Raw genomic sequence first — 25946 nt, 5'->3', positions numbered from 1 at the left:
TCTATCATAGGCTAATAGTAAACAGAAAAAGCGGGGGGAAGGGTTTCTATGAATAAGACTCATTTAATCAAACCACTTCTCGGAATGGACTATGCTGTCATCTCTCATGGAAAAGGGATTTACCTTTTTGATGAAGATGGTAACACGTTTATTGATGGGTCTTCAGGTGCAATTACTGCGAATTTAGGGCATGAAGTTGCTGAAATATCTGAAGCTATGTTGAAGCAAGCCACCCAAGTCTCGTTTGTCTATCGTTCTCAGTTTACGAGTAGACCTGCAGAAGAACTTGCCGAACGGTTATGTCATTCTGCACCTGGGGATCTTAACTGGGTCTTCTTTGTGAATAGCGGCTCTGAAGCAATGGAAACAGCGCTGAAAATTGCTGTTCAATATTGGCAGGAGGAAGGTAGACCTACGAAGAAAAGGATAATATCAAGGTGGATGAGTTACCACGGTATTACAATGGGCGCCTTATCAATGTCAGGGCATGTTATTCGTAGAAGTCGCTTCACTTCTATGCTCGAGCATTATCCAGCGCTTTCTCCTCCATATTGTTATCGATGTGCATTTGAAGGGAAATGTCCGCAGTGCTCAGAATTATATGCACTCGAATTCGAGCAAACGATTCAGAGACTTGGAGCAGATACGATTGCAGCATTTGTTTGTGAGCCTGTAATCGGTGCAGCGGGAGGAGCTGTCGTTCCACCAGATCACTATTTTAAAGCGATGAAAAAAGTGTGTGATCGTTATGAAATATTGTTTATTGCTGATGAGGTTATGACAGGCCTCGGACGCACGGGGAAGATGTATGCGATGGAACATTGGGGCGTACAACCTGACATCCTTGCATTAGGAAAAGGAATGAGCGCTGGATTTACACCGATGGCTGGAACGCTTGTATCTGACCGAATTATCGAGACGATTAACAATGGATCCAAAATTGTTTTAAGCGGTCATACGTTTAGCGCTAACCCTTTATCTTCAGCAGTTTGCCTCGCTGTCTTCGATTATGTAGAGAAACATGATGTCATCACAAACGTAGATAACCAAGGACAGCTTCTTATGAAAGGACTCGAGCACCTTAAATCACGATTCCCAATTATCGGAGATGTTAGAGGGAAAGGTCTTCTCACAGGCATTGAACTTGTGAAGGATACGATCACAAAAGAGCCGTTCCTTCTTGAACACCAAATCACGAATAGGTTGATTCGTCACTGTTATGAAGCAGGCTTACTCGTCTATACTGCCGCTGGCGGTCTTAATGGTGTGGCAGGTGACGCAATTCTAGTTGCACCACCTCTCATTATTAACGAAAAAGAAGTTGAGCTTTTACTTGATAAACTTCATAAAGGATTCGCGAGTTTAACAACCGAACTAATGGAGCAAGGGTTGTATGAAGCGAGGTCGATCAGTTAATAAGGGGGAGGGTGGAAATGAGAACGAGTAAACTCTGTAGATTAACAGACCTTGGTCTTTTGAAAGATGGCATGACGATCATGTGTGGAGGGTTTGGTGGGGTTGGTTCACCACCAACCCTAATAGAGTGGATATTGGATTCTGGTATAGAAAATATCACATTGATTTGCAACGATGCAGGCTTTCCATGGATCGGACCGGGGAAACTCGTTTCAGAGAAACGTGTAAAGCGATTAATCGCTTCTCATATTGGATCGAACCCGGAAGCAGGTAAGCAGATGCACAGTGGAGACTTGGAGGTCACATTCTACCCACAAGGTACGCTTGCAGAAAAGATACGAGCAGGTGGGATGGGGTTGGGAGGAATATTGGTCGATGTGGGTCTTGGAACTTCGATAGAAGAAGGAAAAGAGAAGACAATTGTGAACGGAAAAGAATACATGATCGAACCAGCATTACAGGCGGATTTAGCAATCGTTTCATGTAAGAAAGCTGATGGGTATGGAAACCTCACCTATGATCAGAGTGCTAGAAATACGAATCCTTTAGTAGCATCAGCTGGAAACATTACTATAGCTGAAGCGGATGAAGTCGTGAATATTGGAGAATTAAACCCAGAAGAAATCATTACTCAAGGCGTCTTTATCGATCATGTTGTTCAAAGTAAGGGGGTTGATTGGAAATGGGTATGGGAGCTGAAACGAGAAAGTTAATCGCTAAGCGTGCTTCAGAAGAGATTGAGGCAGGGATGATGGTGAACCTCGGGATAGGCATCCCTACTCTTGTAGCAGATTATCTTCCCCGTTCACTCGGCGTCATGCTGCATACTGAAAACGGCATATTAGGTATGGGAGGAAGCCCTGAGGTTGGAGAGGAAGACGGAAACCTCTCAAATGCAGGGGGATACCCAGTATCTATTATCCCTGGTGCATCTTTTTTTGATAGTGCTGAAGCATTTGGAATGGTACGAAGAGGTTACCTCGATATAACAATTTTAGGAGCTTTAGAAGTAAGCGGGAGAGGCGATATTGCCAATTGGATCGTACCAGGAAAGCGGGTACCAGGTATGGGAGGCGCGATCGATCTTGCGCAAAAAGCGAAAAAGGTGATCGTGTTGATGAGTCACACAACCAAAGAAGGCAAACCCAAAATACTTACAGATTGTTCCCTTCCTCTTACGGTTAAAGAGGGGGCGAATATCATTATTACTGAACGAGCAGTTATGAAAATAGAGAGCCACAGCCTGAAGCTGATTGAGATAATGCCAGGCTATACGGTGGAAGATGTACTAAATTCAACTGAAGCACAGTTAGAAATCGACCTTGTCAGGAGGCATTGATGATGGATGAGATGGTAAGCAAATGGATGGAGAACAACAAGGAATATGGGACTGAATTATTACAAAGTCTCGTTAGATGCGACAGCGTACAGGGGAATGAAGCACGTGTTCAAGAAATCGTAGAGACCGAACTGCGGCGATTAGAACTTGAGGTAGACCGGTTTGTACCCGGGGAAGAAACCATTTCACATCCTTCATTTTGCGCAAACCGCACTGATTTTTCTAACAGTCCTAATGTAGTAGGCGTTAAGAAAGGAACTGGTGGAGGGAGATCGTTAATTCTAAACGGCCATGTGGATGTCGTCCCCCCTGGGAACAAAGAAGATTGGCGTGCAGATCCATACAGTGGTGAAGTACGAGATGGAAAGCTCTATGGAAGAGGTTCTACAGACATGAAAGGTGGGAACACCTCGATGCTTCTTGCCCTCAAATGTTTGAAAGACCTAGGAATCAGTCTAAAAGGAGATATTATTTTCGAGAGTGTTGTTGAGGAAGAAAGTGGTGGGACGGGAACTCTTGCAACAATTCAAAGAGGATATAAAGCGGATGCAGCTCTTATACCAGAACCGACCAACATGAAAGTCTTTCCGAAACAACAGGGGTCAATGTGGTTTCGATTGAAAATTAATGGTCAATCGGCGCATGGAGGGACAAGGTATGAAGGAGTGTCAGCTCTTGAAAAGAGTGTACATGTTATAGAAGCTATTCAAACTTTAGAAAGAACTCGAAATGAAAAGATTACAGATCCACTATATAAGCATATCTCGATACCAGTTCCAATCAACCTTGGAACAATAAAAGGTGGAGATTGGCCTTCTTCAGTTCCAGATCAGGTTATGATTGAAGGAAGGATGGGCGTTATTCCGGGTGAAGCGCTCCAAGATGCCAAGCAAGCTATGGCCAATGCTCTTTCTTCTATTGATGATGAATGGATAAAACAACACCCTGTCGATCTGGAATGGTTTGGAGCTAGATGGCTTCCGGGTGAAGTAAGTGTGGAGCATCCTTTACTTGCCATTCTTCAACAAAATTACGAGGAAAGCTCTGGTCAAGAGCTAAAAGTAGAAGCATCCCCATGGGGAACGGATGGAGGTCTCCTTACCCAAATAGCAGAAACGCCTTCACTCGTCTTTGGCCCTGGTGAAACTGCCCTTGCTCACTTTTCAAATGAATATATCGACATCAATCAGATGATGCTTGCAGCAGAAGTCTATGTTCATACAATCATCGAGTGGTGTGGTAAGGGATAAGAACGGGAGACCGTTCTTATTCTTTTTATATGGCTCTTTTCTAACCGGTTGTTGCTTTTGAAAGAATTCTTGTATTAAGAACCACACTTAGATGATTTAAGCGGAAGATGCTCGACTACGGTTGGGATACCAAGAGATGTGAAAGACTCTACAGGCAATTTTTTTGTACCCCGCGGAAAGAGAGCATCTTGGAGCTGTACTCTTTTCACAACAATGTTTATGAAAACAGCTTGTTATATAAAGGATTTCGAAATAAAGGAGCGAAGAAAACCAAAAAGATTATAAAGGATGGGTTCAGTATGGCAGAAGAAAGACAATTAGCAGTTGAACAAACATATAAAGGGAGTGACTATTCCTTATTGTGTAATCATGACCTTTTTAATGAACGGATACGAATAGAACACTATTCAGGTAATCCAGAACATGTGATTGCACAAGTACAGAGCTTGTTTACTACTGACTATTCCAAATGCATTGTTAAAGTCAAAGATAATGACGTATCAACGTTCAGAACTTATGGCTTCACGTATGAGGGTACGATAAATAACTACTTTTCAGGCATTGATATGCATATCATGACCAAATTTAACGAAGGTTGGAGGCGGAACGCTAGCCGTTGGATGGATGAAGAACAAATTCTTGAAGGGGTATTAACAAAGGTGCCTTCTCCGTTAGCTGAAAAGCCAGTGATGAGAAGGGCGTCTGAAAAGGATGCAGAAAAACTTGCAACCTTGTATAAAAGCGTCTTTGAAGTCTATCCCACACCTATGGATCAAGCGGATTATATTCGTAAAGTCATGAAAGAAGACACTATTTTTTATGTAGTTGATGAGGGGTCCATCATATCAAGTGCAGCTTCAGCGGAGGTTAATCACAAGTTTCAAAATGCTGAGATCACTGACTGTGCTACGTTACCAGAGTTTAGAAAAAGCGGCGTAATGAGACATCTGATTCTAGCACTTGAATCGAAATTGTTAGAAGAAGAAATTTATTATGCTTATTCCATTGCGAGGAGCTTATCATTCGGAATGAATGCTGTCTTCTTTCAGCTTGGATATGAGTATGGTGGAAGGCTCATTAACAATGTGAAGATCTATGATGATTGGGAAAATATGAATCTATGGAGTAAACGACTTGTGAGTAGTGCCGAATAATCGGCATCTATTGATGAAATTTGGGCGAAGGAGGGGCTTATGTTCAAACAAAACACTTCCATCACTAATGGAATGTTTCGCGCGATCTTAGAAAGCATCGATGAAGGAATACATGCTGTTGATCATAAGGGGATAACGATATATTACAATGAAATAGCCGCAAAGCATGATGGATTGAATGTGGAAGACGTACTAGGTAAACACTACCTTGAAGCATTTCCCTCACTTTCTAAGGAAACGAGTACCCTATCATATGTACTTTCAACGAAGAAACCGATTTATAACAAAGATCAAACGTACCGCAATGTGAAAGGGAGCTTTGTTTCTACTATCAATACGACGCTTCCGATTATTGTTGATGAAATTCTTGTAGGAGCAGTGGAAATCGCTCGTGATATCAGTAGAATTAAGAAACTATCAGATAAAGTAATGGAACTTCAAGCAAAGTTAACTACGAATACGGCCAAAGAATTTGATAATGGAACTTCTTATACATTTAGAGATATCATCACGTCGGATGATGCTTTCTTAAAAGTGAAGAAATGGGCGCGAAAAGCAGCGCAACATTTTTCACCTGTCCTTGTATACGGGGAAACTGGTACAGGTAAAGAACTCCTTATCCAAGCGATTCATAATGCCTCAGGAAGGGACGGGGCGTTTATCGCTCAAAATTGCGCGGCATTACCTTCTAGTATTCTTGAATCGATTTTATTTGGAACTTCTAAAGGTTCGTTTACAGGTGCTGAAGAACGGCCGGGGCTTTTTGAGCTAGCAGACAAAGGAACTTTGTTCTTAGATGAAATCAATTCGATGCCGACTGAAATTCAAGCGAAATTACTACGTGTATTGGAAGATGGCGTGATTCGAAGAGTAGGGGCAGTAAAAACGCGTCGAGTAGACGTGAGAATCATTGCAGCGATTAATGAAGAGCCAGAAATAGCTCTTAAGGAAAAAAGGATGAGGGAAGATTTATTTTACAGGCTGAACGTTGTGTACTTACGAATACCCCCACTTCGAGAGAGGCGAGGCGATATACCTTCACTCATCGAGCATTTCATTACGAAATACAATTATAAATTCAACAAGAGCATCACCAATATTGAAAGGGAGGCATTAGAAGTTCTTTGTAACCGAAGATGGCAAGGAAATGTACGAGAACTCGAGCACGTCATTCAATCTGCCATGAATTTCGCAGAGCATGACGCCTTGTTAGCAGGGGACTTTCCTTATATTAAAGCCATACACGCCTCTACATCATCTTCAGAGTCACTTCGTGAAGTGCTTCAACATACAGAGTGGAGATTAATCGAAAGAGCGATGAAAAGTGCTGGAGGAAATATTCAAAAAGCAGCAAAACAACTACAAATCCCAAGACAAACCTTGCAGTATAAGCTATCAAAATATGAAGGTGCCGAAAAATGAGCATGTAATTGATCAATCGCCATTACAACTAAATAGAAACGGTAACAGATAAGGTTTTGAAAGAAATAATGGAGCTGGCATTAAACTTGCATAGTATATCAGTAGATTCCAAAAAGGGGGAATGTATGATGCTTATGCAACTTTATAAGCCGGCACGTCATTGGAAAGATATCGAACTTTGGAAGAATGTTACAGAGGACCAGTGGAACGATTGGATCTGGCAACTTACGAATACAATTCGAACTCTCGACGATCTTCGAAAAGTAGTTAACCTTACTCCCGATGAAGAGGAAGGGGTAAGGATCGCCACGAAAACAATTCCTTTGAATATAACACCTTATTATGCATCTCTGATGAATCCAGATGACCCAAGATGCCCAGTTCGAATGCAGTCGATTCCTATTTCGAAAGAAATGCACAAAACGAAGTACGATTTAGAAGATCCGCTTCATGAAGACGAAGATTCCCCTGTCCCTGGTCTTACACATCGTTATCCTGATCGCGTTCTTTTTCTTGTTACGAATCAATGCTCGATGTATTGCAGGTATTGTACAAGAAGACGATTTTCCGGACAAATCGGGATGGGTGTTCCAAAGAAGCAGTTAGATGCAGCGATCAATTATATTTCTCAAACACCTGAAGTAAGAGATGTTCTTATTTCAGGCGGAGACGGCTTATTAATTAACGATAAAATCCTTGAGTATATCTTAAAAAACCTACGCGCAATTCCACACGTTGAAATCATTCGGATCGGCACTAGAGCGCCGGTTGTATTCCCTCAACGCATTACGGAAGACCTATGCAACATTTTAAAGAAATACCATCCTGTATGGTTGAATACTCACTTTAATACAAGCATTGAAATAACAGAAGAATCGAAGAAGGCGTGTGAAATGCTTGTCAATGCAGGTGTACCAGTTGGAAATCAAGCAGTAATTCTTGCAGGAATTAATGATAGCGTAGCAATTATGAAGAAGTTGATGCATGACCTTGTGAAAATAAGAGTACGACCATACTATATTTATCAATGTGATCTGTCAGAAGGAATTGGTCATTTCCGCGCCCCTGTTGCGAAAGGACTTGAAATTATGGAGGGATTAAGAGGTCACACGTCTGGATATGCTGTACCAACGTTTGTTGTGGATGCACCAGGTGGAGGAGGGAAAATTTCGCTCCAACCGAACTACATGATTTCACAAAGCGCAGATAAAGTCATTTTGAGAAATTTCGAAGGCGTTATCACTTCGTATCCTGAACCTGAGAATTATACTCCTGGAACTGCTGATACGTATTTCAACAGCATCTACCAACTTGAGAAAAAACCAGCGATTGGAATAAGTTCACTCATGACAGATGAGCGTTTTAACCTTGTACCAGAAAACCTCCAAAGGTTGAATCGCAGAAGTAAATACGGAGAAGATCCTAGTCATTCTTCACTTAAAGATCAAAGAGAGAAACGAGATGTTATGAAAGAAAAGAAGTACAATGCAGAACAAGCAAAATACGATAAGAAAGACGATGTGGAGGAGGGAAGTTCATGAATTGTAAGTGGTGTGATAAAGAAGGAGCTTTTGAAACCCTCGACACTGGATACTGGGAACTTCCTGATGGATCACGAGCAATCGAAATTAAAGAATTACCTTCTATTCAGTGCATCGATTGCGGGATGTGCTACCAAACAGACGAATTAGTAGGTGATGTTGAAGAACAGCTGATGTTGATCGATACATCAAAACTCTCGCCATCCTTTACATTTAAAGAATTAATGGATCAACCAAGGCTCTTAAAAAAGAACTATTTTGACATCGATCGTTACCCACTTAAATAGGTGGAACTGATACTCTAGCTCTTCCTGTCCTATGAAGATAAGGTTACCTAAAAATTATATCGGAATATTCTGAAAAATATTGATATTTTGACGGTTCCCTCGTATAATAATAAAAAGAGCTTCTAAGGGGGGAGAGCAACATGAACAACCATCACAAATCGTATAGAGACAACATGAAAGAAAAAGCGATGAAAAAGAAGAAAGATCAAGAAACCTTCGAGTTGGAATTGTACGCCCAATTAATCCTTGATGAAGCCGTCTTTACCTTCCAAAAAAACCGTTATCAGGACACAATCAATTTAGCACTTGATCGTCGAGACGAGAAAGCCTTTCAGGAAGCATCAGCAGAATATGTCACATTTCTTCGTTCCTACAAGCAGGCGCTTCATTAATTCTTGAATAGAACAAGGCGACGATGACACAAACTACTCGTAACGAATCGATAAGGGAGTGTCAGTATGAGTCGTCAGAAGAAAGGTAATACAAATACACAGAGAAATAATAATGAGAAGAAGATGCAAGATAAACAAATGCCGTCATTTGCAGAAATAGAAGCTCAAAAACTGAAAAACCCGCAAGGTTAAGATAACAAAACTAAGGCTGTCGAGAATTCTCGGCAGCCTATTTCGTTTTGGAGATGTTTTATTTTATGAATTCAAAAAGTAGAATAAGGCGGTTTATGTTACCATTATGACAGGTATTTAAGGAAAGGATGACCACAATCATGAACCGACTTATATTAATAGATGGCTTTAATTTACTCAGTAGAGGTTATTTTGCAACCGCTTATGGAAAATCAGAGGATCAACTTACGCAAACACCAGAAGGGGTCTATACAAATGCGCTAAGAGTCAAAATACAGAAGATCATGTCTTTGATCAATGAATATAACCCTACTCATTTTGCTGTCACTTGGGATGTGAAACGAGATGAATCGAAACGTCGAGAGCTGTTTAAAGAATATAAAGGGACACGCGGAGAACTCCCTCAACCGTTAATTCAGCAATATCAAACTGCAGTAAAATTGTTCGAAGCGACAGGAATTCCGCAATTAACTGTAGAAGGATTTGAAGCAGACGATGTAATGGGGACTCTTTCACACCGCTGGACTAACGACAAAATGGGTGACTGTTTTATTTACAGTAATGATCGGGATCTGTTGCAGCTATTAAATGAAAAGGTTTCTCAAATTATAGCGATTCGTAAAGAAGGAGACAAAGTCTACACCGAAGAGCATTTCAAAACGGAATATGGCATTACGCCTGATCAATGGATCGATGTGAAGGCATTGCTTGGAGATAAAAGTGATAATATACCTGGAGTAGCTGGAGTAGGGGATAAAGCTGCGTTACCGCTTGTTCAGCAATATGGTTCTGTAGATGGTGTGTATACAAGCTTAGAGACCTTAGATGCAAAGTATAACAGGTATCGAAAAAAGCTTATAGAAGGAGAAGAATCAGCCAAATTAAGTCTTCAGCTCGTGACAATCGAGAAGCAAATTCCTGAACTTGCTGAACATTCATTTGATGATCTTAAGCTTTCTCTTGATTATGATAAATTACAATCGGAGTTTAATGAATTAGGATTGAGAATAAGGCTATAAATTATGACTATCCAGCTGTATTCAGCTGGATAGCTTTTCTAGCAAGCTCATCTGCTACTTTGTTCTTGGAGCTTGGTATCCATTTGATGAAAAACAGGTCAAATTCATCTACTAAAGCAAGGGCGATGGAGAGGTATGTTTCATACGTACGTTTTTTTGTATATCTTCGATCAATCGCATCACTCACTAGTTGAGAGTCCGTACGCAAAGAGATGATTCGATGCTTCTTATCGATGCAAATGCGTAGCGCTTCAATCAATGCCTGGAACTCCGCTTCGTGATTTGAGAGTGTTCCTAGTGGAATGGAAGAACGAATGACTTCTCCGTCCCCTTTTATGAAAATCCCTGCACCAGATGGTCCAGGATTCCCTGCGCTTGCTCCATCTATATAAACTTCAATCACTTGTGTTTCCTCCCTGAGCTAGTCTTGTTGTATTCTATCATATACATGAACGCTCCCGGAAGACATACATTTAAGGTAAATGGAGAAACTTGAAATAGAAGGGGACGAGTGTAGGAGTGAAAGAAATGAAGAAAAAAGAGGTTATGATGGAAGTTGGATTAATTCTAGATACATATTGCGATGGATGTTTGTTAAAACGTGTGAATCAACATGATTACGGCAAATGCCATGCGCAGCGTTTCTGTATCACAGAATGTACTGTTGGAGACGAATTGAAGCAACTTGGAAAACACCTTACTTGATTAAGGGGTATGATATATGAATGTAATTCTTAAGTGGAAATACAAAACGCCTCGAGGTATACAAGCGTGGATGACATCAGACGAACTGCCAGCTCACATGGCGATGTTAATGGCAAAAGATATTGAGAAAACTGGACGCTCTCTAGACCTTTATTTTTTAGATGATCGGGGAATGAAATGGTCCTTAAAAGAGTTCGAAAAATTCACCTCGAAAAAGGAAGAAAGTCCTTCATCAGTAGAAATCATTTTTGATGGAAGTTATGATAAAGAAACCGGAGAGGCCGGATGTGGAGCTGTCATTTACTTTGCCGAAGGTAGAAAAAAGAAAAGAATTCGGGTTAACAAAGCCCTAAGTTATCTTGAAAATAATAATGAAGCAGAATATGCAGCACTTTGGACAGGTCTTCAAGAATTAAAAGAAATCAAGGTAGACGATACAGAAATTGTTATTAAAGGTGATTCTAAAGTTGTAATCAGTCAGCTTTCAGGAGAATGGGCGGTGTACGAACCTTTATTTACGAGGTGGATGGATCGTATTGAAGATACGTTGAAAGAATTAAGACTGCAGCCGATTTACGAGTTCATTTCGAGAAATGACAACAAAGAAGCACATAGACTTGCCGTTCAAGCCTTAAAAGGGACAGAGATTGAAAGTGTGATTGAACTCGATGAATAAAGGATGAAAAAAGCAGCCGAGCGGCTGCTTTTATTCTTGTGCTTCTTTTAATTGTGTATCACATTTCTCAATAAGTTCGCTTGAGAACTCAAAGAAGTTCTCGTTTACGCCAGTTTTATGAGCAACTGCCTGTTGGAATTGTTGTTTGGCTTGATTTAAAGCATCTTGTGCAGCTTTAAGCTGATTGTCATTCATGCTTTTAGTCGCTTGCCCGACAAGGTGCTGAGCTGATTTGATCGACATTTCAATCTGTTGAAGATCAGAGTACGGTTCTGACATACTATCCCACCTTTATGAATTGTTAAAGAATAGTATGACCAAAAAAGATAACCGATAATCAGCGCATAATAAAAAGGGACTGATGAAATCATCAGTCCCTTCCAAACGTATATAAATTAAAGTTTGTTTACGTTAGCAGCTTGAGGTCCGCGGTTTCCTTCAACAATTTCAAAAGAAACTTCTTGACCTTCTTCTAGAGTTTTGAAGCCTTCGCCTTCGATAGCGGAGAAGTGTACGAATACATCGTCAGCACCTTCAACTTCAATAAATCCAAAACCTTTTTCAGCGTTAAACCATTTTACTTTTCCGTTTTGCATGTTTGTTCCTCCTAAAAACTTAGCACGTTCTTCGTGCAACTTAATTTTCCCCATTTATATTGTATTTCGAATCAAGAAACAATCTGTATGTACGTAAAGCACAATCGAGAAAGTCTTACTAAATCCAATTAATAAACAGCAATATAAACGGTTAATTTAAATATACTGTATTTTAAGAGAACTGTCAAGCATTCAAAGACTTCAGTTGATTATTCTTAACGTAATTAATAAACTTAGTTAAGATGTACATGGAAATAGAAAAGGGCATGGAGGGGTTTGATGAAGTCAGAACTTAAAGTGAAAAGTGATATCGAAATAGCACAGGAAGCTAAAATGAAACGAATAAAGGAAATAGCAAATGAACTAGGCTTATCTGAAGATGAATGGGAGCCACATGGTCACTTTAAGGCGAAAATCTCCCTAACAAGTATGAAAAGGCTGAACCAAAAACCATCAGGAAAAGTGATTCTAGTTACTTCAATTAATCCTACACCTGCTGGTGAAGGAAAAAGCACTGTTACTGTTGGTTTGGCACAGGCGCTAAATCGTATAGGTGAAAAAGCAATCGTTGCCATGAGAGAGCCGTCTTTAGGTCCGAGCATGGGGATTAAAGGCGGTGCAGCTGGTGGAGGATATTCTCAAGTTATGCCGATGGAAGACATCAACCTTCACTTTACTGGAGACCTTCATGCGATCACTTCGGCTCATAATGCATTATCAGCGTTAATTGATAATCATATCCATCAAGGTAATGAGCTTGATATTGATACAAGACGTATTACGTGGAAAAGAGTACTTGACCTGAATGATCGAGCATTAAGACAGGTGACGGTTGGACTCGGTGGTCCAACACAAGGTGTTCCAAGAGAAGATGGCTTTGACATAACAGTAGCTTCTGAACTGATGGCAATTCTTTGCTTAGCATCAGATTTAACTGACTTAAAGCAACGAATCGGAAGAATCGTAATCGGATACAATCGTTTGAAATTACCTATTACAGTAGCTGACCTTGGTGTACAAGGAGCACTTACGCTATTATTGAAGAACGCAATGAACCCCAATCTCGTGCAAACATTAGAAAATACTCCTGCACTTATTCACGGTGGGCCATTTGCAAATATTGCACATGGCTGTAACAGTGTAGCTGCAACAAAAATGGCTCAAAAGCTTTCTGACTATGTTGTGACTGAAGCAGGGTTTGGTGCGGATCTTGGTGCTGAGAAGTTCTTCGATATTAAAACAAGAGCAGGTGGGATCGATCCTGCAGCAACGGTCATCGTTGCTACAATAAGGGCTTTGAAAATGCATGGTGGCGTTGCGAAAGATCAGCTTAAGAAGGAGAACATATCTGCATTACAAGAAGGACTAGCAAATCTTCATCAACACATTTCTTCTATAAGAAAATTCGGTGTTCCATTTGTGGTTGCGATTAATCGTTTTATTACTGACACGGATTTAGAAGTAAACGCATTGCTTGATTGGTGTAAGGAAAATGGTGTTCCAGTTGCTCTAACGGATGTTTGGGCTAAAGGTGGAAAAGGCGGAGAGGAACTTGCTAAAGCCGTGCTACATGAAATTGATCAAACAGAAAATAACTTCGCACCATTGTATAGTTTGGATGCACCAATAGATGAGAAAGTCACTACGATCGCTAGAGAAATTTATGGTGCTGATAGCGTTCAGTTCGGTCCAAAAGCTCTAAAGCAATTAAAAGAATTTGAGGCTAACGGATGGTCGCATCTACCTGTTTGTATGGCGAAAACCCAGTATTCTCTGTCTGATAATGCAGCATTGTTGGGGCGTCCAATAGGATTCTCTATTACAGTGAGAGAGTTTAGACCATCAATCGGTGCTTGCTTCATCGTAGCGTTAACGGGAAATGTAATGACCATGCCAGGGCTTCCAAAAAAACCCGCGGCACTAAGTATGGATGTAACAGAAGACGGTCAAGCAGTCGGTCTGTTTTAGAAAAGGTGAATGTTGTTATGTCAGATATACAATTAACAAAAAAACTAATACGTGTTTCAAGAACGACGAAATCAAGTTTCGTACTGCCGTCAGACACAAATACACATGGTACTCTTTTTGGAGGAAGGTTGATGTCTTATATCGATGATATCGCAGCGATTTCAGCTTCGAAACATGCGCGATCAGCAGTTGTGACGGCTTCTGCTGATTCAATTGATTTTCTCCAGCCAATTCGAGAAGGAGAAGTGGTGAGTCTTGAATCGTATGTAAGCTGGACGCATAATACCTCAATGGAGGTGTTGGTCAAAATCTTTGCTGAAAATGTCATAACTGGCGTAAAAAAAGTTTGTGCGACATCGTTTTTAACATTCGTAGCATTAAACGAAGAGGGAAAACCAACTAAGGTGCCTGAAGCTTTACCAGAAACCAAAGAAGAGAAATTCGTTTATGATGGTGGAGAAGAGAGAATGAAAGCAAGAAAAGCTAGACGTAAACATTCGGAGAAATTAGCGAGCGAGTTTGGATCCTTTGGATAATAAGATAAATAAAAGGTCTGCAGAAATGCAGACCTTTACGTATCAAACCCAAGAATGAAGTCATTTTGACGATCTTGGACTTGTTGCCTCGCTCTTGTAAGAGCATCCCGTTGTTCAGGTGTAGCACTATGGATCATTTTATCAATATTCATCGCCATCTGTTCAAGTAATTGTTGGGTTTCTGTGTATTCTTTGTCTGTGATTCCTGGTGCTATCTGAGTGGCTTTTTGTAGTTGCTCATCTGCATATTCAACAAGCTCGTCAGCATTCTTAAGGATCTCTTCAAGTTTGCGGTAAGTTGACATCGTGCATCTCTCCTTAGAGTGAAGTCTATGTTAGTATTTACAGGATGAAAAGTTTTATGATAAATAAAGAATACATAATCGTGTAGTGATATACTAAGTAGAGGATTATGAAAGGCTGTGAAAAGATTTGGCAACACAATTATATGCTGGAGAAATTACAAAATTAAAAGTAGCACGTAAACAAGATTACGGATACTTTTTAACAAATGGAAATGAGGATGTTTTGCTTCACAAAAACGAAGCGTTACAGGAGCATGGTGAGGATGAAGACGTTGAAGTATTTCTATACCATGATCATGAAGGCAGGCTTTCTGCTACGGAAACCATGCCTATAGTAACACTGGATTCGTTTTCAATTCTAAAAGTGGTAGGGGTGCAGCCTCGACTAGGTGTATTTGTTGATATAGGCATTCAAAAAGATATGCTTCTTTCTAAAGATGACTTGCCTGAAGACCGTACGAGGTGGCCAGAGAACGGTGATGAACTTTACTGCGGTTTAAAGCTTGATAAGAAGGATAGACTGTTTGCAGATCTTAGCAATTTTGAAGAAATTAAGGAACTTTCGACAGAGGCGAGCGGGGATCTTAAGAATAAAGAAACAGAAGGCGTGGTTTATCGTTTTGGAGAAGAAGGTGCTTCAATCTTAACAGAAGAAGGTTACCTCGCATTTCTTCATAATGATGAAATGAAACAAAGCGTACGTCTTGGTGAAAGGGTAAACGTGAGGGTTACGTTTGTAAGAGAAGACGGAAGAATTAACGTCTCGACGCGTCCTCTAGTGAAAGAGGCAAGGCTTGAAGATGCCGATAAGTTGTTGAATTATATGAATGAACACGGTGGAAAAATGCCTTTCACAGATAAAAGTGACCCTGAAACAATCAAGAATGAATTTAATATTAGCAAGGCTGCTTTCAAACGTGCGATGGGAAAGCTCCTAAAAGAAAAGAAAGTAGAACAAAAAGACGGTTATACCTTTATTATCTCATAAATCATTGTTATCTTTTTCTTCGTGTAAGAGGACTTCGCCTGCAAATACTATAGGTAAGCTCCTAGAAAGGGGGCAAGTCATTGGATATTACGGACTATGACAAAGCTCTTTATTACACACACCATTGCGCTTGTATAGACCTAAGCGTATTGATGATGAAAACAGATGACGATATCCTTGCAAAAAGAATTGAAAAGTTTGTTCATGCATTTATACGTGAAACAGAATTCATGAAAGTGAAAGATGCACGTGATAACTTGCTCACATACATTGATTATGTTTATCGTATGGAGCCTGATAAGGACGAAATTACTGCGATAACTAGTACATTAGACTGACCTAATTCATTAGGTCAGTCTTTTTGTGATTAAAAAAATGTCGAATAGGGTAACAATTATAGTAAAAATTAAAGAGCAGGTGAGTGGGATGAATCAATATCAATTGCATGATGTACTCGAAAGCATGAGATTACCTAATGGAGCATACGTGGCAAGTACATCTGATGATTATAACTATGTATGGATTAGAGACGTTTGTTATACAGTTATGCCTTACTTAACGTCGAAATGCTCAAGGTATGAGAAGGCCTATCATTCACTCCTCACTTTATTAAGAAAGTATGAATGGAAACTGGATATTCATACAAAGCAAAAACCCGTTTATCTTCATGAGTATATTCATTCAAGGTATTCAAAAAATCTTGAAGAAATTCCTGTCGAATGGGGTCATGCTCAAAACGACGCAATCGGCATATTGCTTTTCGGTATAGGACAAGGAATTCAGGTAGGGAAACCTATCTTACGTGATAAAGTTGATTATCGCATCGTCCAAAAGCTGGTTGATTATCTAGAATGTTTGGAGTATTGGAAGAACCCAGATAACGGTATGTGGGAAGAAAATGTAGAAATACATGCTTCTAGTGTGGGAGCATGTGTAGCCGGATTAAAAGCAGTGAAAACTCTTGTAGATGTCCCTCAACAGTTAATTCATAAGGGGGAAAGAACGCTTGACCGTTTACTACCTTCTGAAAGTGCTACGAAGGAAGTCGATCTATCCCTTCTATCTTTAATTTATCCTCTTAGAGTCGTATCAAGATCGACTGCTATCAAAATTTTGGACCGTGTAACAGATCGACTTGAAAGAGAACGCGGAATTCTTCGGTACGAAGGAGATCAATATTATAATGATGGCAGTGAAGCAGAGTGGTGCTTTGGGTTACCGTGGTTAGGTCTCTGTTATGGTCAAATTGGTCAAGTAGATAAAATGAATGAGTATTGGGAGAAAACAATGAGCATTACACCTGAAAATGGTGAAATCCCTGAGCTATTTATTGGCGGAACGGATATACCAAACAAAAACACCCCACTTGCTTGGTCAGTTTCTATGACATACCAACTTCTAGAACGAGTAGCTCAATCAGTCGAAAACGTATCGTAATTGTAAAGAAGCTGTGGAAAACTCCACAGCTTCTTTATTTTTTCTTCACATTGAAAAAACATTTCGACTAATCATTTGTAATTTCAACTTTTTTTTCATGAAATTACAAATATTGAAAAGGAATTGGAAATTCGCTGTCGAATGATAAAACAGTAGCGGATTAAATTAGTAAATCCCTACAATTAGCAAGGAAGAGAGGTGTCGCAATGACAGTTTCGATGCCGACAGATTACGATCGGTATTTATTTCATCAAGGGAACTTATTTCAAGCTTACCGGTCGATGGGAGCTCATTTAGCAGAAGAAGAAGGTACAAGCGGGGTACGTTTTACCGTCTGGGCTCCCCACGCAAAAGCAGTAGCTGTTGCAGGGAATTTTAACGAGTGGGATGCCACTAGAAATCACATGAACAAAATAGAAGCGTCAGGATTATGGTCATTGTATATTGCAGGTTTAGGTGAAGATGAATTGTACAAATTTGCAGTTACTTCACAGGATGGTTCGGTGCTAATGAAATCCGACCCTTATGCATTTTATTCAGAACTGAAACCTAAAACTGCATCGATTGTAAAAAAAGTAGATGAGTTCGACTGGCAAGATAGTAAGTGGATGAATCGGAGAAAGAAATCGACACCGTATGAAACTCCAATTTCGATTTATGAGGTCCATCCAGGTTCCTGGCGTAGGAAGCAAGACGGTTCATATTATTCGTACGAAGATTTAACGAATGAATTAATTCCTTACGTTAAAGAACATGGGTATACGCACATTGAACTCATGCCCGTTATGGAGCACCCATTCGATCGGTCGTGGGGATATCAAATTACTGGCTATTATTCTGTAACGAGCCGCTTTGGTGAACCTAATGACTTGAAACGGTTTATTGATCGCTGCCATCAGGAAGACGTCGGTGTGATTCTTGACTGGGTGCCAGCTCATTTTTGTAAAGATGCTCATGGATTAGGTCAGTTTGATGGTGGTCCGGTGTTTGAGCCAGCAGATCCAGAGCTTGCTGAGAGAAGAAATTGGGGAACGTATAATTTTGATTATAGTAAACCAGAAATCGTAAGCTTTTTAATATCTAATGCATTTTTCTGGTTTGATTTATACCATATTGATGGATTAAGAATAGATGCTGTTTCTCAGATGATTCTTTATCACCATGAAGGATCAGGCGGAGAAGGAGAAAATATGGCAGCAAAAGAATTCCTCCAAAAGTTAAACAAAACAATATTTGAGCACTTTCCAAATGCGTTGATGATGGCTGAGGAATCGACAGACTATCCGTTAGTAAGTGCTCCTGTTCATGAAGGTGGACTAGGGTTTAACTACAAATGGAATATGGGCTGGATGAATGATACGTTGAAATACATGGAACTCCACATGGATGAACGAAAACATCATCATAATCTGTTAACATTTTCATTCTTCTATGCTTTTTCTGAAAATTACCTCCTGCCACTTTCACATGATGAAGTGGTTCATGGAAAGAAATCACTCTTAAATAAAATGCCGGGAGATTATTGGCAAAAGTTTGCTAATCTTCGAACTCTTTACGGGTTCATGATGACGCATCCAGGTAAAAAGCTTTTGTTTATGGGGGGAGAATTTGGTCAGTACGATGAATGGAAAGATTTAAGTGAACTTGATTGGATGTTGTTCGATTATGACCTTCACAAGAAGATAAATGATTACGTGAAAGAATTAAACCAGTTTTATCTTGATTCTAGAGCTCTCTGGCGTATTGACCATAAGCCAGAAGGCTTTGAGTGGATCGATGCGAATGACCAATCGCAGTCTGTTCTTTCTTTCATGAGAAAAGGCAAGGCGAAAGGTGATTGTGATATTGTGATCTGCAATTTCTCAGCTAATGTGTACTATGATTACAGAATTGGAGTGCCATCATCAGGACATTATGTAGAAATGTTCAATAGTGATCAGAAGAAATACGGAGGTTCTGGGCAGTTAAATGCAGACAAGTTGCTTAGTGAAAAACACCCTTATCACAATCAGCCATACAGTCTTCAGCTCAAAATCCCTCCACTAGGTATCGTGGTTCTCGGCAAAAAAAATAAAAGCAACCTTGAAAGGAGAAATCGATATGTCTAAGAAACGTTGTGTCGCAATGCTGTTAGCTGGAGGGCAGGGGACTAGACTTGGAAAGCTAACGACTCGTCTTGCAAAACCAGCAGTGCCTTTTGGTGGTAAATATAGAATCATTGATTTCACGTTAAGTAATTGCAGTAACTCAAATATTGATACTGTTGGCGTATTAACTCAGTATCAGCCTTACATACTCAATTCTTATATTGGTATAGGCAGTGCATGGGATCTTGATAGAAAGAATGGAGGCGTATCAGTACTTCCACCTTTCCTAGGGCAAAAAGGTGGAGAATGGTACAAAGGTACAGCGAATGCGATCTATCAAAACATGTATTACCTTCGTCAATATGATCCTGAATATGTACTTGTTATTTCCGGCGACCACATTTATCGTATGGATTATTCAGAGATGCTCGATTACCATGAAGAGCAAGGTGCCGATGCTACGATCGCAGTTCTTGAAGTACCTTGGAACGAAGCAAGTCGCTTTGGAATCATGAATACGGATGAAGAGAATCGAATCGTTGAGTTTCAGGAAAAGCCTGAAGAACCTAAGACGAACCTTGCTTCAATGGGCGTATATATTTTCAGTTGGAAAGCTCTTGAAAAGTATTTAACAGAGGATGAAGCAAATCCTCATTCCTCAAACGACTTCGGTAAAGATATCATTCCAGCGATGATCGAAGACCAAAAGAAACTTTGTGCGTATTCGTTCAGCGGTTATTGGAAGGATGTCGGTACACTTCAAAGCCTATGGGAAGCAAATATGGATTTGTTAGACGATGATCCGGATTTAATTCTTAACGATCCTTCATGGAGAATATATTCAGTCAACCCGAACCAACCTCCTCAGTACATTGCGCCACAAGCTAATGTTAGCCGTTCACTCGTTAATGAAGGCTGTGTTGTTTATGGTGATGTGTATCGTTCGGTGTTATTTTACGGGGTGCATGTTGGATTAGGAACTACGATTAAGAATTCAATCATTATGCCTGATGTGAAAATTGGTTCGAACGTGAAAATAGAGAATGCAATTATTGAGAGTGGTACAGTTATTGAAGATGGCATGGAGCTTGGAAATAAAGATGGTTCTATTTCTTTGATCGCTGACGGGGAAATTGTTTCAGTACCTAAATAGAACAGGAGGATGAATCGATGAAAAAAGTAGTAGGTGTCATTAATTTAGTAGATGAGAAGAACGAACTTAGCGAATTGACAAGCCATCGGAGCTTCGCCTCTGTTCCATTTGCAGGGCGATATCGATTGATTGATTTTTCACTGTCGAGCATGACGAATGCGGGGATTAACACGGTCGCTGTTTTCACAAAAGAAAAATACCGCTCTTTATTAGACCATTTAGGTTCGGGAAAAGAGTGGGATCTTGATCGCCACCAGGGTGGTTTGTTCTTCCAACCGCCAGCGAGTGAGGAAAGAGTAACGAATGGAGATATCCGTTCATTTCATGAGAATTTGTCATTCTTTAAACGTAGCCTTTCCAATTATGTTGTTGTTACGAATGGAAAGTTGGTTTGGAATGTTGACTTTAATCAAGTTATTGAAGAGCATGAAGAAGTCGGAGCAGATATCACGCTAGTCTATAAACCATGTGATGATCCTTATGTGAGTGGCAATACGTATAACGTCCTTTATACAAATGAAGATAATCGTGTTGAAAGATTGAATCTTAATGTGGAGCCATTGCCGGGTGACGATGTGTATTTAAATACATTCGTTATGAAGTCATCGTTACTCATTTCGATTGTTGAAGAAAGCATGGAAACTGGTAAGTACAAATCAATCAATGAAGCTGTAGCATCTAGTTTAGACCGCTATCATGTTCATGGGTGCCATTTTGGAGGATATGTATCATTTATCGATAACGTTGAGAGCTACTATCGATATAGTATGGAATTACTTGATCCGAATGTTACTCAGGAACTTTTCTATAACAAAGGCCCGATTTATACAAAAGTAAAACACGAGGCGCCTGCAAAGTACGATGAATCATCTACAGTTGCTAATTCGTTAATTGCAAATGGGTGCACGATATCAGGAACTGTAGAGAATAGTATCTTATTTAGGGGCATTAGAGTTGGTAAAGGGGCAATTATTCGAAACAGTATCATCATGCAAAAGTGTGAAATTGGTGAAGGTGCTGTTGTAGAAAACGTCATTCTAGATAAGGATGTATCCGTTTCACCTCATGAAAAAGTGACGTCTGAAGATGAACCACGGGTCATCGCGAAATCAACAGTCTTATAGCAGGGGGAACGAATCATGAATGTATTATTTGCAGCATCAGAAGGTCACCCATTTATTAAAACAGGGGGCCTTGGTGATGTCATAGGTGCATTACCAAAGGAACTACAAAAGCAGGGGCTCAACGTTTCGGTCATTCTGCCAAAGTATAAAGATATGAATGAATCGTTCAAAGAGCAGCTTGAGCTTAAAGAAGCCATCACTGTACCCGTAGGGTGGAGACATCAATACTGTGGTATAGAAACATTAAGGCACAACGGCATTACGTATTATTTCATCGACAATGAGCATTATTTCAAAAGAAGTGGGAGCTATGGATACTTTGATGATGGAGAAAGATTTTCATTCTTTTGCAGAGCTGTTTTAGAAGCGATCCCTTACTTAGATGAACAGCCGGATATTCTTCACTGTCACGACTGGCAAACAGGAATGATACCTGTATTAAAAAAAGCACATTACCGAAATAACCCTTACTATGACGGAGTAAAAGTGGTTTATACGATTCATAACCTTCGTTACCAAGGAATCTTTCCAAAAGGAATTCTTCATGACCTATTAGACTTAAGTGAACTTCACTTCACAAATGAAGGTGTCGAATTTCATGGCAATGTAAGCTTTATGAAAGGTGGACTTATTTACTCGGATTATATTACAACTGTAAGTCCATCTTACGCTGACGAAATAAAGCAGCCATATTTTGGTGAATACCTTGATGGGATACTAAGAAAAAGAGAATCTGATTTCACAGGCATTATTAATGGGATAGATAGTGAGTTGTATGACCCAGCGTCAGATGCTGCCTTGAAGTATACGTACCATGCATCGTTCCTATTGAAAGAGAAAAATAAAATCGATCTTCAAGAGCAGCTTGGTCTACAAAAGGGTGAAGGCATTCCTGTCTTATCCATGATTACGCGACTTGTAGAGCAAAAAGGGATGGATTTGTTTTTCAGAGTACTTCCTGAAATCATGGAAGAAAAAGTACAAGTAGTTGTGCTTGGAACAGGCGATGAGCATTACGAGCACATGCTAAGAGAAGCTGAGCAACGTTATCCAGGTAGATTTTCCGCCAATATTTACTTTGACGATGGCTTTGCTCGCAAGCTTTATGCAGCATCTGACCTCTTCCTCATGCCTTCTCAGTTCGAACCATGCGGAATCAGTCAGCTTATTGCTCTAAGATATGGAAGTCTCCCGATTGTTCGTGAAACCGGGGGACTCAAAGATACGGTCCTTCCGTATAACAAGTATACAGGGGAGGGGCATGGATTTAGTTTTGCCGATTACAACGCACACGATATGTTAAATACGATTCGTCTCGCGCTAAATTACTATCATCAAGATAGTCTAACGTGGAGGAAGCTCGTGGAGCGAGCGATGCGTCTGAATTATTCATGGGAAAAGTCAGCAGAGAAATATTCGAGTCTTTACGAGAGTCTCGTAAAGTAGATTGAAAGCAAGAACTGACAGGGGGGGAGTCTCCCCTGTTTTTTTTTCATTGAAAAGGAGCAGATAACGTTGTTTTGTGATAAATGCCAATTCATTCCGAGAATCTTATCAGAGGGAATCTTCGAAATTACGACGCCCTCGCCAATATTAATGGACAGCCTCACCTCCATGTTCAATCGTTCAGGAGAGACATTTCTCATTTCATATAGTAGCTTTTCAGAACTATCAACAATATGCGAGAAGATTGATAAAGCGTTTAGTCGAAAAGCTTCAACGATATTTAGCTGTGCGACCTTATCCTCTGTCGATGAAAAGAAAATTGCTATTTCATTTCCGCATTTTTATACAAGGTTGCAAAATATGGAATATATAGCGATCATGGAAGAAGGTATGTTCACCGCCCACATGCAGCCGATCATATCACTCCAAAGCGGTGGAATTGAAGCATATGAGTTTCTTCTAAGACCAACCAACCAGCAGCATCCATTTAAACCATTTGACCTATTTGAAGTCGCAAGGAACTCTGGGTTACAATCTTACCTCGATAGCGCAGCAAGGAAAAAAGCAATCGAGGTTAGTTCACAACTCATCCCTAGGGGGATTAAACGTTTCATTAATTTCCTACCATCGTCTATTTATGACCCTGCACATTGTTTGAGGACAACATTTCGAGCAGTTGAAGAGCATGGAGTAGACCCTAGTGATCTTGTTTTTGAAGTAGTAGAAACTGAGAAGATTCAAAGAATCGATCATTTGAAGAACATCTTTCACACCTATAAAAAAGAAGGAATGAAAGTAGCGCTTGATGACCTTGGCACAGGGTATTCTACGAGGGAGCTACTTCTAGATTTAAAACCAGATTATGCAAAAATCGATAGAAGTTATATTGAACAGTGTCACAAGGATCGATCAAAACAACACGCATTGATAGAATTAGGAAAACTAGCAAGAGAAGAAGGGATTTTGTTATTAGCAGAAGGTATAGAGCAAAAAGAGGAAGCTGATTTTTGTGCTGAGATCGGGGTTAGGTTCGGGCAAGGGTATTATTATGGAAAACCTTCAGACAAACCTTTTTCTCGCCTTCATACATAAAGTTAAGCGTAATAATCCTTTTACTATGGAAAAGAAAGCATAAAAAAGATATGCTTACGTCATAAGAGTAACAAGAGGTGAAGAAATGTTAACGTTTTACAAGCGATACGCTAGAACTGCATTTGATATCGGACTAATTGTCTTGACCGTCTTTCTAATCATGTTTGTTTTTAGTTTTTTATTTGATATCGCAGCACCAATTTTTGTTGGCTATGTTATCTTTTTGATAATAGAACCTTTTGCACGTTTCTTAAATAAGAAAGGGTTGGGGAAAACAGTCGCCACTACGATATCGACACTCCTATTTGTTTTGATTGTTCTAAGTGTAGTTTTTCTTGCAGGTGCCATTTTTGTGTTACAACTGCAGAATTTAATCTCATTGATTCCTGGCTACGTCGACATCTTCCAAGAGCAATTGTTGAACTATGTGGAGTGGGCACAACTTCAGATGAACGCCTTGCCACCAGATATTTTACATAAAGCTCAAGAGTATTCCGTTACTGTGGTCGAGAAGGCATCTTTTGTTTTAACTGGATTTCTTAATGGCATTTTCGCCTTTGTTACTTCGATTCCAACCCTAATTATTAATTTCGTAATCGGTATTGTTCTTGCTTATTTCTTGAGTGTTGAGATTGAAATGTGGAAACGAATCGCTGACAAACGAACACCTAACACGTTTAAGAAAGCTTATTACTTCTTAAAGGAAAATGTACTTAGCGGAATCGGTTCATACGTGAAGGCTCAGCTCAAATTAATTATGATCACATTTGTTCTTGTACTTTGTGGATTATGGATCCTACGAGTAGATAACGCTTTTACAATCGCATTACTATCTGCCTTTTTTGATGTTCTACCATTGTTGGGCGTGTCGGCTATTTTCTTACCTTGGGCAATTTATTTATTCATTGTCGGTCAGTCAACCTTAGCTTTCTGGCTGATAGGGTTATTAGGAGTCGTGATGCTAGTTAGACAGATTATGGAGCCGAAAATCACTGGTGATTCTTTAGGGGTTTCTGCATTTACGATCTTATCATTTATGATTATTTCTCTATCGTTGTTTGGAATTGCTGGGGTAATCCTCTCACCGATCTTATTGATCCTTATTAAGGCATTATTTGATCATGGATACCTTGGAAAGTGGATCCATCTTCCAAGCGAAGAGTTTTTAGATATTAACGAGCGAAAATAGGAAGGAAGACTAACAACATTGAGACGTCCCGCATTGTTGATACTGGGCACGATTATTGGTAGTGTCGTAATCGCGCTGTTCTTACAAGAAAATAAAGAAAAAATGAGAGTTCCACTAAAAAAATCACAAATACCTGAGGAATATGTTGATACTTATCAAGAGGCGGCTGAGCAATATGACGTACAGTGGGAATTGCTCGCTGCTGTGCATCGTGTTGAAACAAAGTTCTCAACGATGCCTTCTCTCGAAAGTCCAAAAGGAGCGATCGGACATTTTCAATTCATGCCGTTAACTTGGCTTGGTTGGCAATATAAGGGGAGTGAGCTAGGGAAGTTAAACGCTGGGGATGAAATCGATATAACGGATCCTGATTTGATCAAGAAATACGGCGGCTATGGAAAAGATGGGAACGGAGATGGCAAGGCGGATCCTTATAACATGACTGACGCTGCTTACACTGCAGCTAGTTATCTATCAGCGAACGGTGCTAGTGAAGGAAAATTACAGAAAGCTTTATACGCATATAACCGAAGCGAGGACTATGTAGATGAAGTGTTAACGTATTATAACGAATATAAAACGAATGCTACCGTTGTAAAAATCAACAAGTAATGGTTCTTAATGGTACAGCG

29 protein-coding genes are annotated in these 25946 nt (G+C 39.9%); 25 read left to right on the top strand and 4 right to left on the bottom strand.

What is annotated here, in order from left to right; all coding sequences use genetic code 11:
• Positions 1-48 precede the first annotated feature (48 nt).
• The 11 genes from SJY16_RS10600 (at position 49) to SJY16_RS10550 (ending at position 10012) form a co-directional block, all read left to right on the top strand.
• Positions 49-1416 (top strand): aspartate aminotransferase family protein, encoded by a 1368-nt coding sequence (locus SJY16_RS10600; RefSeq protein WP_377889116.1) that lies wholly within the window; start codon positions 49-51, stop codon positions 1414-1416.
• Positions 1417-1433: 17 nt separating this feature from the next.
• Positions 1434-2129 (top strand): CoA transferase subunit A, encoded by a 696-nt coding sequence (locus SJY16_RS10595; RefSeq protein ID WP_377889115.1) that lies wholly within the window; start codon positions 1434-1436, stop codon positions 2127-2129.
• On the top strand, positions 2099-2755 hold the full coding sequence (locus tag SJY16_RS10590; protein ID WP_377892176.1) for a 3-oxoacid CoA-transferase subunit B: 657 nt from the start codon (positions 2099-2101) through the stop codon (positions 2753-2755). Before SJY16_RS10595 ends, SJY16_RS10590 begins: the two co-directional genes overlap by 31 nt.
• 2 nt (positions 2756-2757) lie before the next feature.
• Positions 2758-4005 carry a peptidase gene (locus SJY16_RS10585; RefSeq protein ID WP_377892174.1) on the top strand — a complete coding sequence of 416 codons (1248 nt, stop codon included), beginning with the start codon at positions 2758-2760 and terminating at the stop codon, positions 4003-4005.
• A gap of 299 nt (positions 4006-4304) precedes the next feature.
• Complete coding sequence (ablB, locus tag SJY16_RS10580) at positions 4305-5159, top strand: putative beta-lysine N-acetyltransferase (RefSeq protein WP_377889114.1); 855 nt, start codon at positions 4305-4307, stop codon at positions 5157-5159.
• Between the two features lie 39 nt (positions 5160-5198).
• On the top strand, positions 5199-6581 hold the full coding sequence (locus SJY16_RS10575) for a sigma-54 interaction domain-containing protein (RefSeq protein WP_377889113.1): 1383 nt from the start codon (positions 5199-5201) through the stop codon (positions 6579-6581).
• 128 nt (positions 6582-6709) lie between these two features.
• The gene (gene kamA, locus SJY16_RS10570; RefSeq protein ID WP_377892172.1) at positions 6710-8122 is read left to right on the top strand and encodes a lysine 2,3-aminomutase; all 1413 of its coding nucleotides are present in this window, start codon (positions 6710-6712) and stop codon (positions 8120-8122) included.
• Positions 8119-8409 carry a YokU family protein gene (locus SJY16_RS10565; RefSeq protein WP_377889112.1) on the top strand — a complete coding sequence of 97 codons (291 nt, stop codon included), beginning with the start codon at positions 8119-8121 and terminating at the stop codon, positions 8407-8409. Before kamA ends, SJY16_RS10565 begins: the two co-directional genes overlap by 4 nt.
• 140 nt (positions 8410-8549) lie before the next feature.
• Positions 8550-8801, top strand: coding sequence for an IDEAL domain-containing protein (locus SJY16_RS10560; RefSeq protein WP_377889111.1), 252 nt, complete (start codon positions 8550-8552; stop codon positions 8799-8801).
• Positions 8802-8867: 66 nt separating this feature from the next.
• A complete protein-coding gene (locus SJY16_RS10555) occupies positions 8868-8993 on the top strand; it encodes a hypothetical protein (protein ID WP_377889110.1) in 126 nt (41 codons plus the stop codon).
• Positions 8994-9133: 140 nt separating this feature from the next.
• A complete protein-coding gene (locus SJY16_RS10550) occupies positions 9134-10012 on the top strand; it encodes a 5'-3' exonuclease (protein ID WP_377889109.1) in 879 nt (292 codons plus the stop codon).
• Between the two features lie 7 nt (positions 10013-10019).
• Here the strand turns inward: SJY16_RS10550 and SJY16_RS10545 are convergent, their stop codons facing one another.
• Positions 10020-10415, bottom strand: coding sequence for a reverse transcriptase-like protein (locus tag SJY16_RS10545; RefSeq protein ID WP_377889108.1), 396 nt, complete (start codon positions 10413-10415; stop codon positions 10020-10022).
• Between the two features lie 125 nt (positions 10416-10540).
• On the opposite strand from SJY16_RS10545, the gene SJY16_RS10540 reads away from it, so the two are divergent.
• The gene (locus SJY16_RS10540; RefSeq protein WP_377889107.1) at positions 10541-10717 is read left to right on the top strand and encodes a zinc-finger domain-containing protein; all 177 of its coding nucleotides are present in this window, start codon (positions 10541-10543) and stop codon (positions 10715-10717) included.
• A gap of 16 nt (positions 10718-10733) precedes the next feature.
• Positions 10734-11393 carry a reverse transcriptase-like protein gene (locus SJY16_RS10535; RefSeq protein WP_377889106.1) on the top strand — a complete coding sequence of 220 codons (660 nt, stop codon included), beginning with the start codon at positions 10734-10736 and terminating at the stop codon, positions 11391-11393.
• Between the two features lie 30 nt (positions 11394-11423).
• On the opposite strand, the gene SJY16_RS10530 is transcribed toward SJY16_RS10535, so the two are convergent.
• Positions 11424-11672, bottom strand: coding sequence for a DUF2564 family protein (locus tag SJY16_RS10530; protein ID WP_377889105.1), 249 nt, complete (start codon positions 11670-11672; stop codon positions 11424-11426).
• A gap of 116 nt (positions 11673-11788) precedes the next feature.
• Positions 11789-11989 carry a cold-shock protein CspD gene (gene cspD / locus SJY16_RS10525; RefSeq protein ID WP_224882404.1) on the bottom strand — a complete coding sequence of 67 codons (201 nt, stop codon included), beginning with the start codon at positions 11987-11989 and terminating at the stop codon, positions 11789-11791.
• 279 nt (positions 11990-12268) lie between these two features.
• Here cspD and SJY16_RS10520 point away from each other — a divergent pair, with 279 nt between their 5' ends.
• Both SJY16_RS10520 and SJY16_RS10515 read left to right on the top strand, forming a co-directional pair.
• Entirely contained in the window at positions 12269-13957 is a 1689-nt protein-coding gene (locus SJY16_RS10520) for a formate--tetrahydrofolate ligase (RefSeq protein WP_377889104.1), read from the top strand.
• Between the two features lie 17 nt (positions 13958-13974).
• On the top strand, positions 13975-14493 hold the full coding sequence (locus SJY16_RS10515; RefSeq protein WP_377889103.1) for an acyl-CoA thioesterase: 519 nt from the start codon (positions 13975-13977) through the stop codon (positions 14491-14493).
• Between the two features lie 35 nt (positions 14494-14528).
• On the opposite strand, the gene SJY16_RS10510 is transcribed toward SJY16_RS10515, so the two are convergent.
• On the bottom strand, positions 14529-14798 hold the full coding sequence (locus tag SJY16_RS10510; protein WP_377889102.1) for a DUF2524 family protein: 270 nt from the start codon (positions 14796-14798) through the stop codon (positions 14529-14531).
• 127 nt (positions 14799-14925) lie between these two features.
• Here SJY16_RS10510 and SJY16_RS10505 point away from each other — a divergent pair, with 127 nt between their 5' ends.
• The 10 genes from SJY16_RS10505 (at position 14926) to SJY16_RS10460 (ending at position 25926) form a co-directional block, all read left to right on the top strand.
• On the top strand, positions 14926-15786 hold the full coding sequence (locus tag SJY16_RS10505; protein ID WP_377889101.1) for a CvfB family protein: 861 nt from the start codon (positions 14926-14928) through the stop codon (positions 15784-15786).
• Positions 15787-15866: 80 nt separating this feature from the next.
• Entirely contained in the window at positions 15867-16124 is a 258-nt protein-coding gene (locus SJY16_RS10500; RefSeq protein ID WP_377889100.1) for a YhdB family protein, read from the top strand.
• Between the two features lie 88 nt (positions 16125-16212).
• Positions 16213-17223, top strand: a complete 1011-nt coding sequence (locus SJY16_RS10495) for a glycoside hydrolase family 15 protein (protein WP_377889099.1) — start codon at positions 16213-16215, stop codon at positions 17221-17223.
• 206 nt (positions 17224-17429) lie between these two features.
• Positions 17430-19331 (top strand): 1,4-alpha-glucan branching protein GlgB, encoded by a 1902-nt coding sequence (glgB, locus tag SJY16_RS10490; protein ID WP_377889098.1) that lies wholly within the window; start codon positions 17430-17432, stop codon positions 19329-19331.
• On the top strand, positions 19324-20463 hold the full coding sequence (locus SJY16_RS10485) for a glucose-1-phosphate adenylyltransferase (RefSeq protein WP_377889097.1): 1140 nt from the start codon (positions 19324-19326) through the stop codon (positions 20461-20463). Before glgB ends, SJY16_RS10485 begins: the two co-directional genes overlap by 8 nt.
• 17 nt (positions 20464-20480) lie before the next feature.
• Positions 20481-21587 carry a glucose-1-phosphate adenylyltransferase subunit GlgD gene (gene glgD / locus SJY16_RS10480; RefSeq protein WP_377889096.1) on the top strand — a complete coding sequence of 369 codons (1107 nt, stop codon included), beginning with the start codon at positions 20481-20483 and terminating at the stop codon, positions 21585-21587.
• Between the two features lie 15 nt (positions 21588-21602).
• A complete protein-coding gene (glgA, locus tag SJY16_RS10475; protein WP_377889095.1) occupies positions 21603-23033 on the top strand; it encodes a glycogen synthase GlgA in 1431 nt (476 codons plus the stop codon).
• A 69-nt stretch (positions 23034-23102) separates the two neighbouring features.
• Positions 23103-24125 (top strand): EAL domain-containing protein, encoded by a 1023-nt coding sequence (locus SJY16_RS10470; RefSeq protein ID WP_377889094.1) that lies wholly within the window; start codon positions 23103-23105, stop codon positions 24123-24125.
• Positions 24126-24210: 85 nt separating this feature from the next.
• Positions 24211-25314, top strand: a complete 1104-nt coding sequence (ytvI, locus tag SJY16_RS10465; protein WP_377889093.1) for a sporulation integral membrane protein YtvI — start codon at positions 24211-24213, stop codon at positions 25312-25314.
• 18 nt (positions 25315-25332) lie between these two features.
• Complete coding sequence (locus tag SJY16_RS10460) at positions 25333-25926, top strand: lytic transglycosylase domain-containing protein (RefSeq protein ID WP_377889092.1); 594 nt, start codon at positions 25333-25335, stop codon at positions 25924-25926.
• Positions 25927-25946 lie beyond the last annotated feature (20 nt).

Origin of the sequence: Alkalihalobacillus sp. R86527 (assembly GCF_042466185.1) — a bacterium.
Lineage (GTDB): Bacteria > Bacillota > Bacilli > Bacillales > Guptibacillaceae > Guptibacillus.
This window is presented reverse-complemented; position numbering and strand designations above follow the sequence as displayed.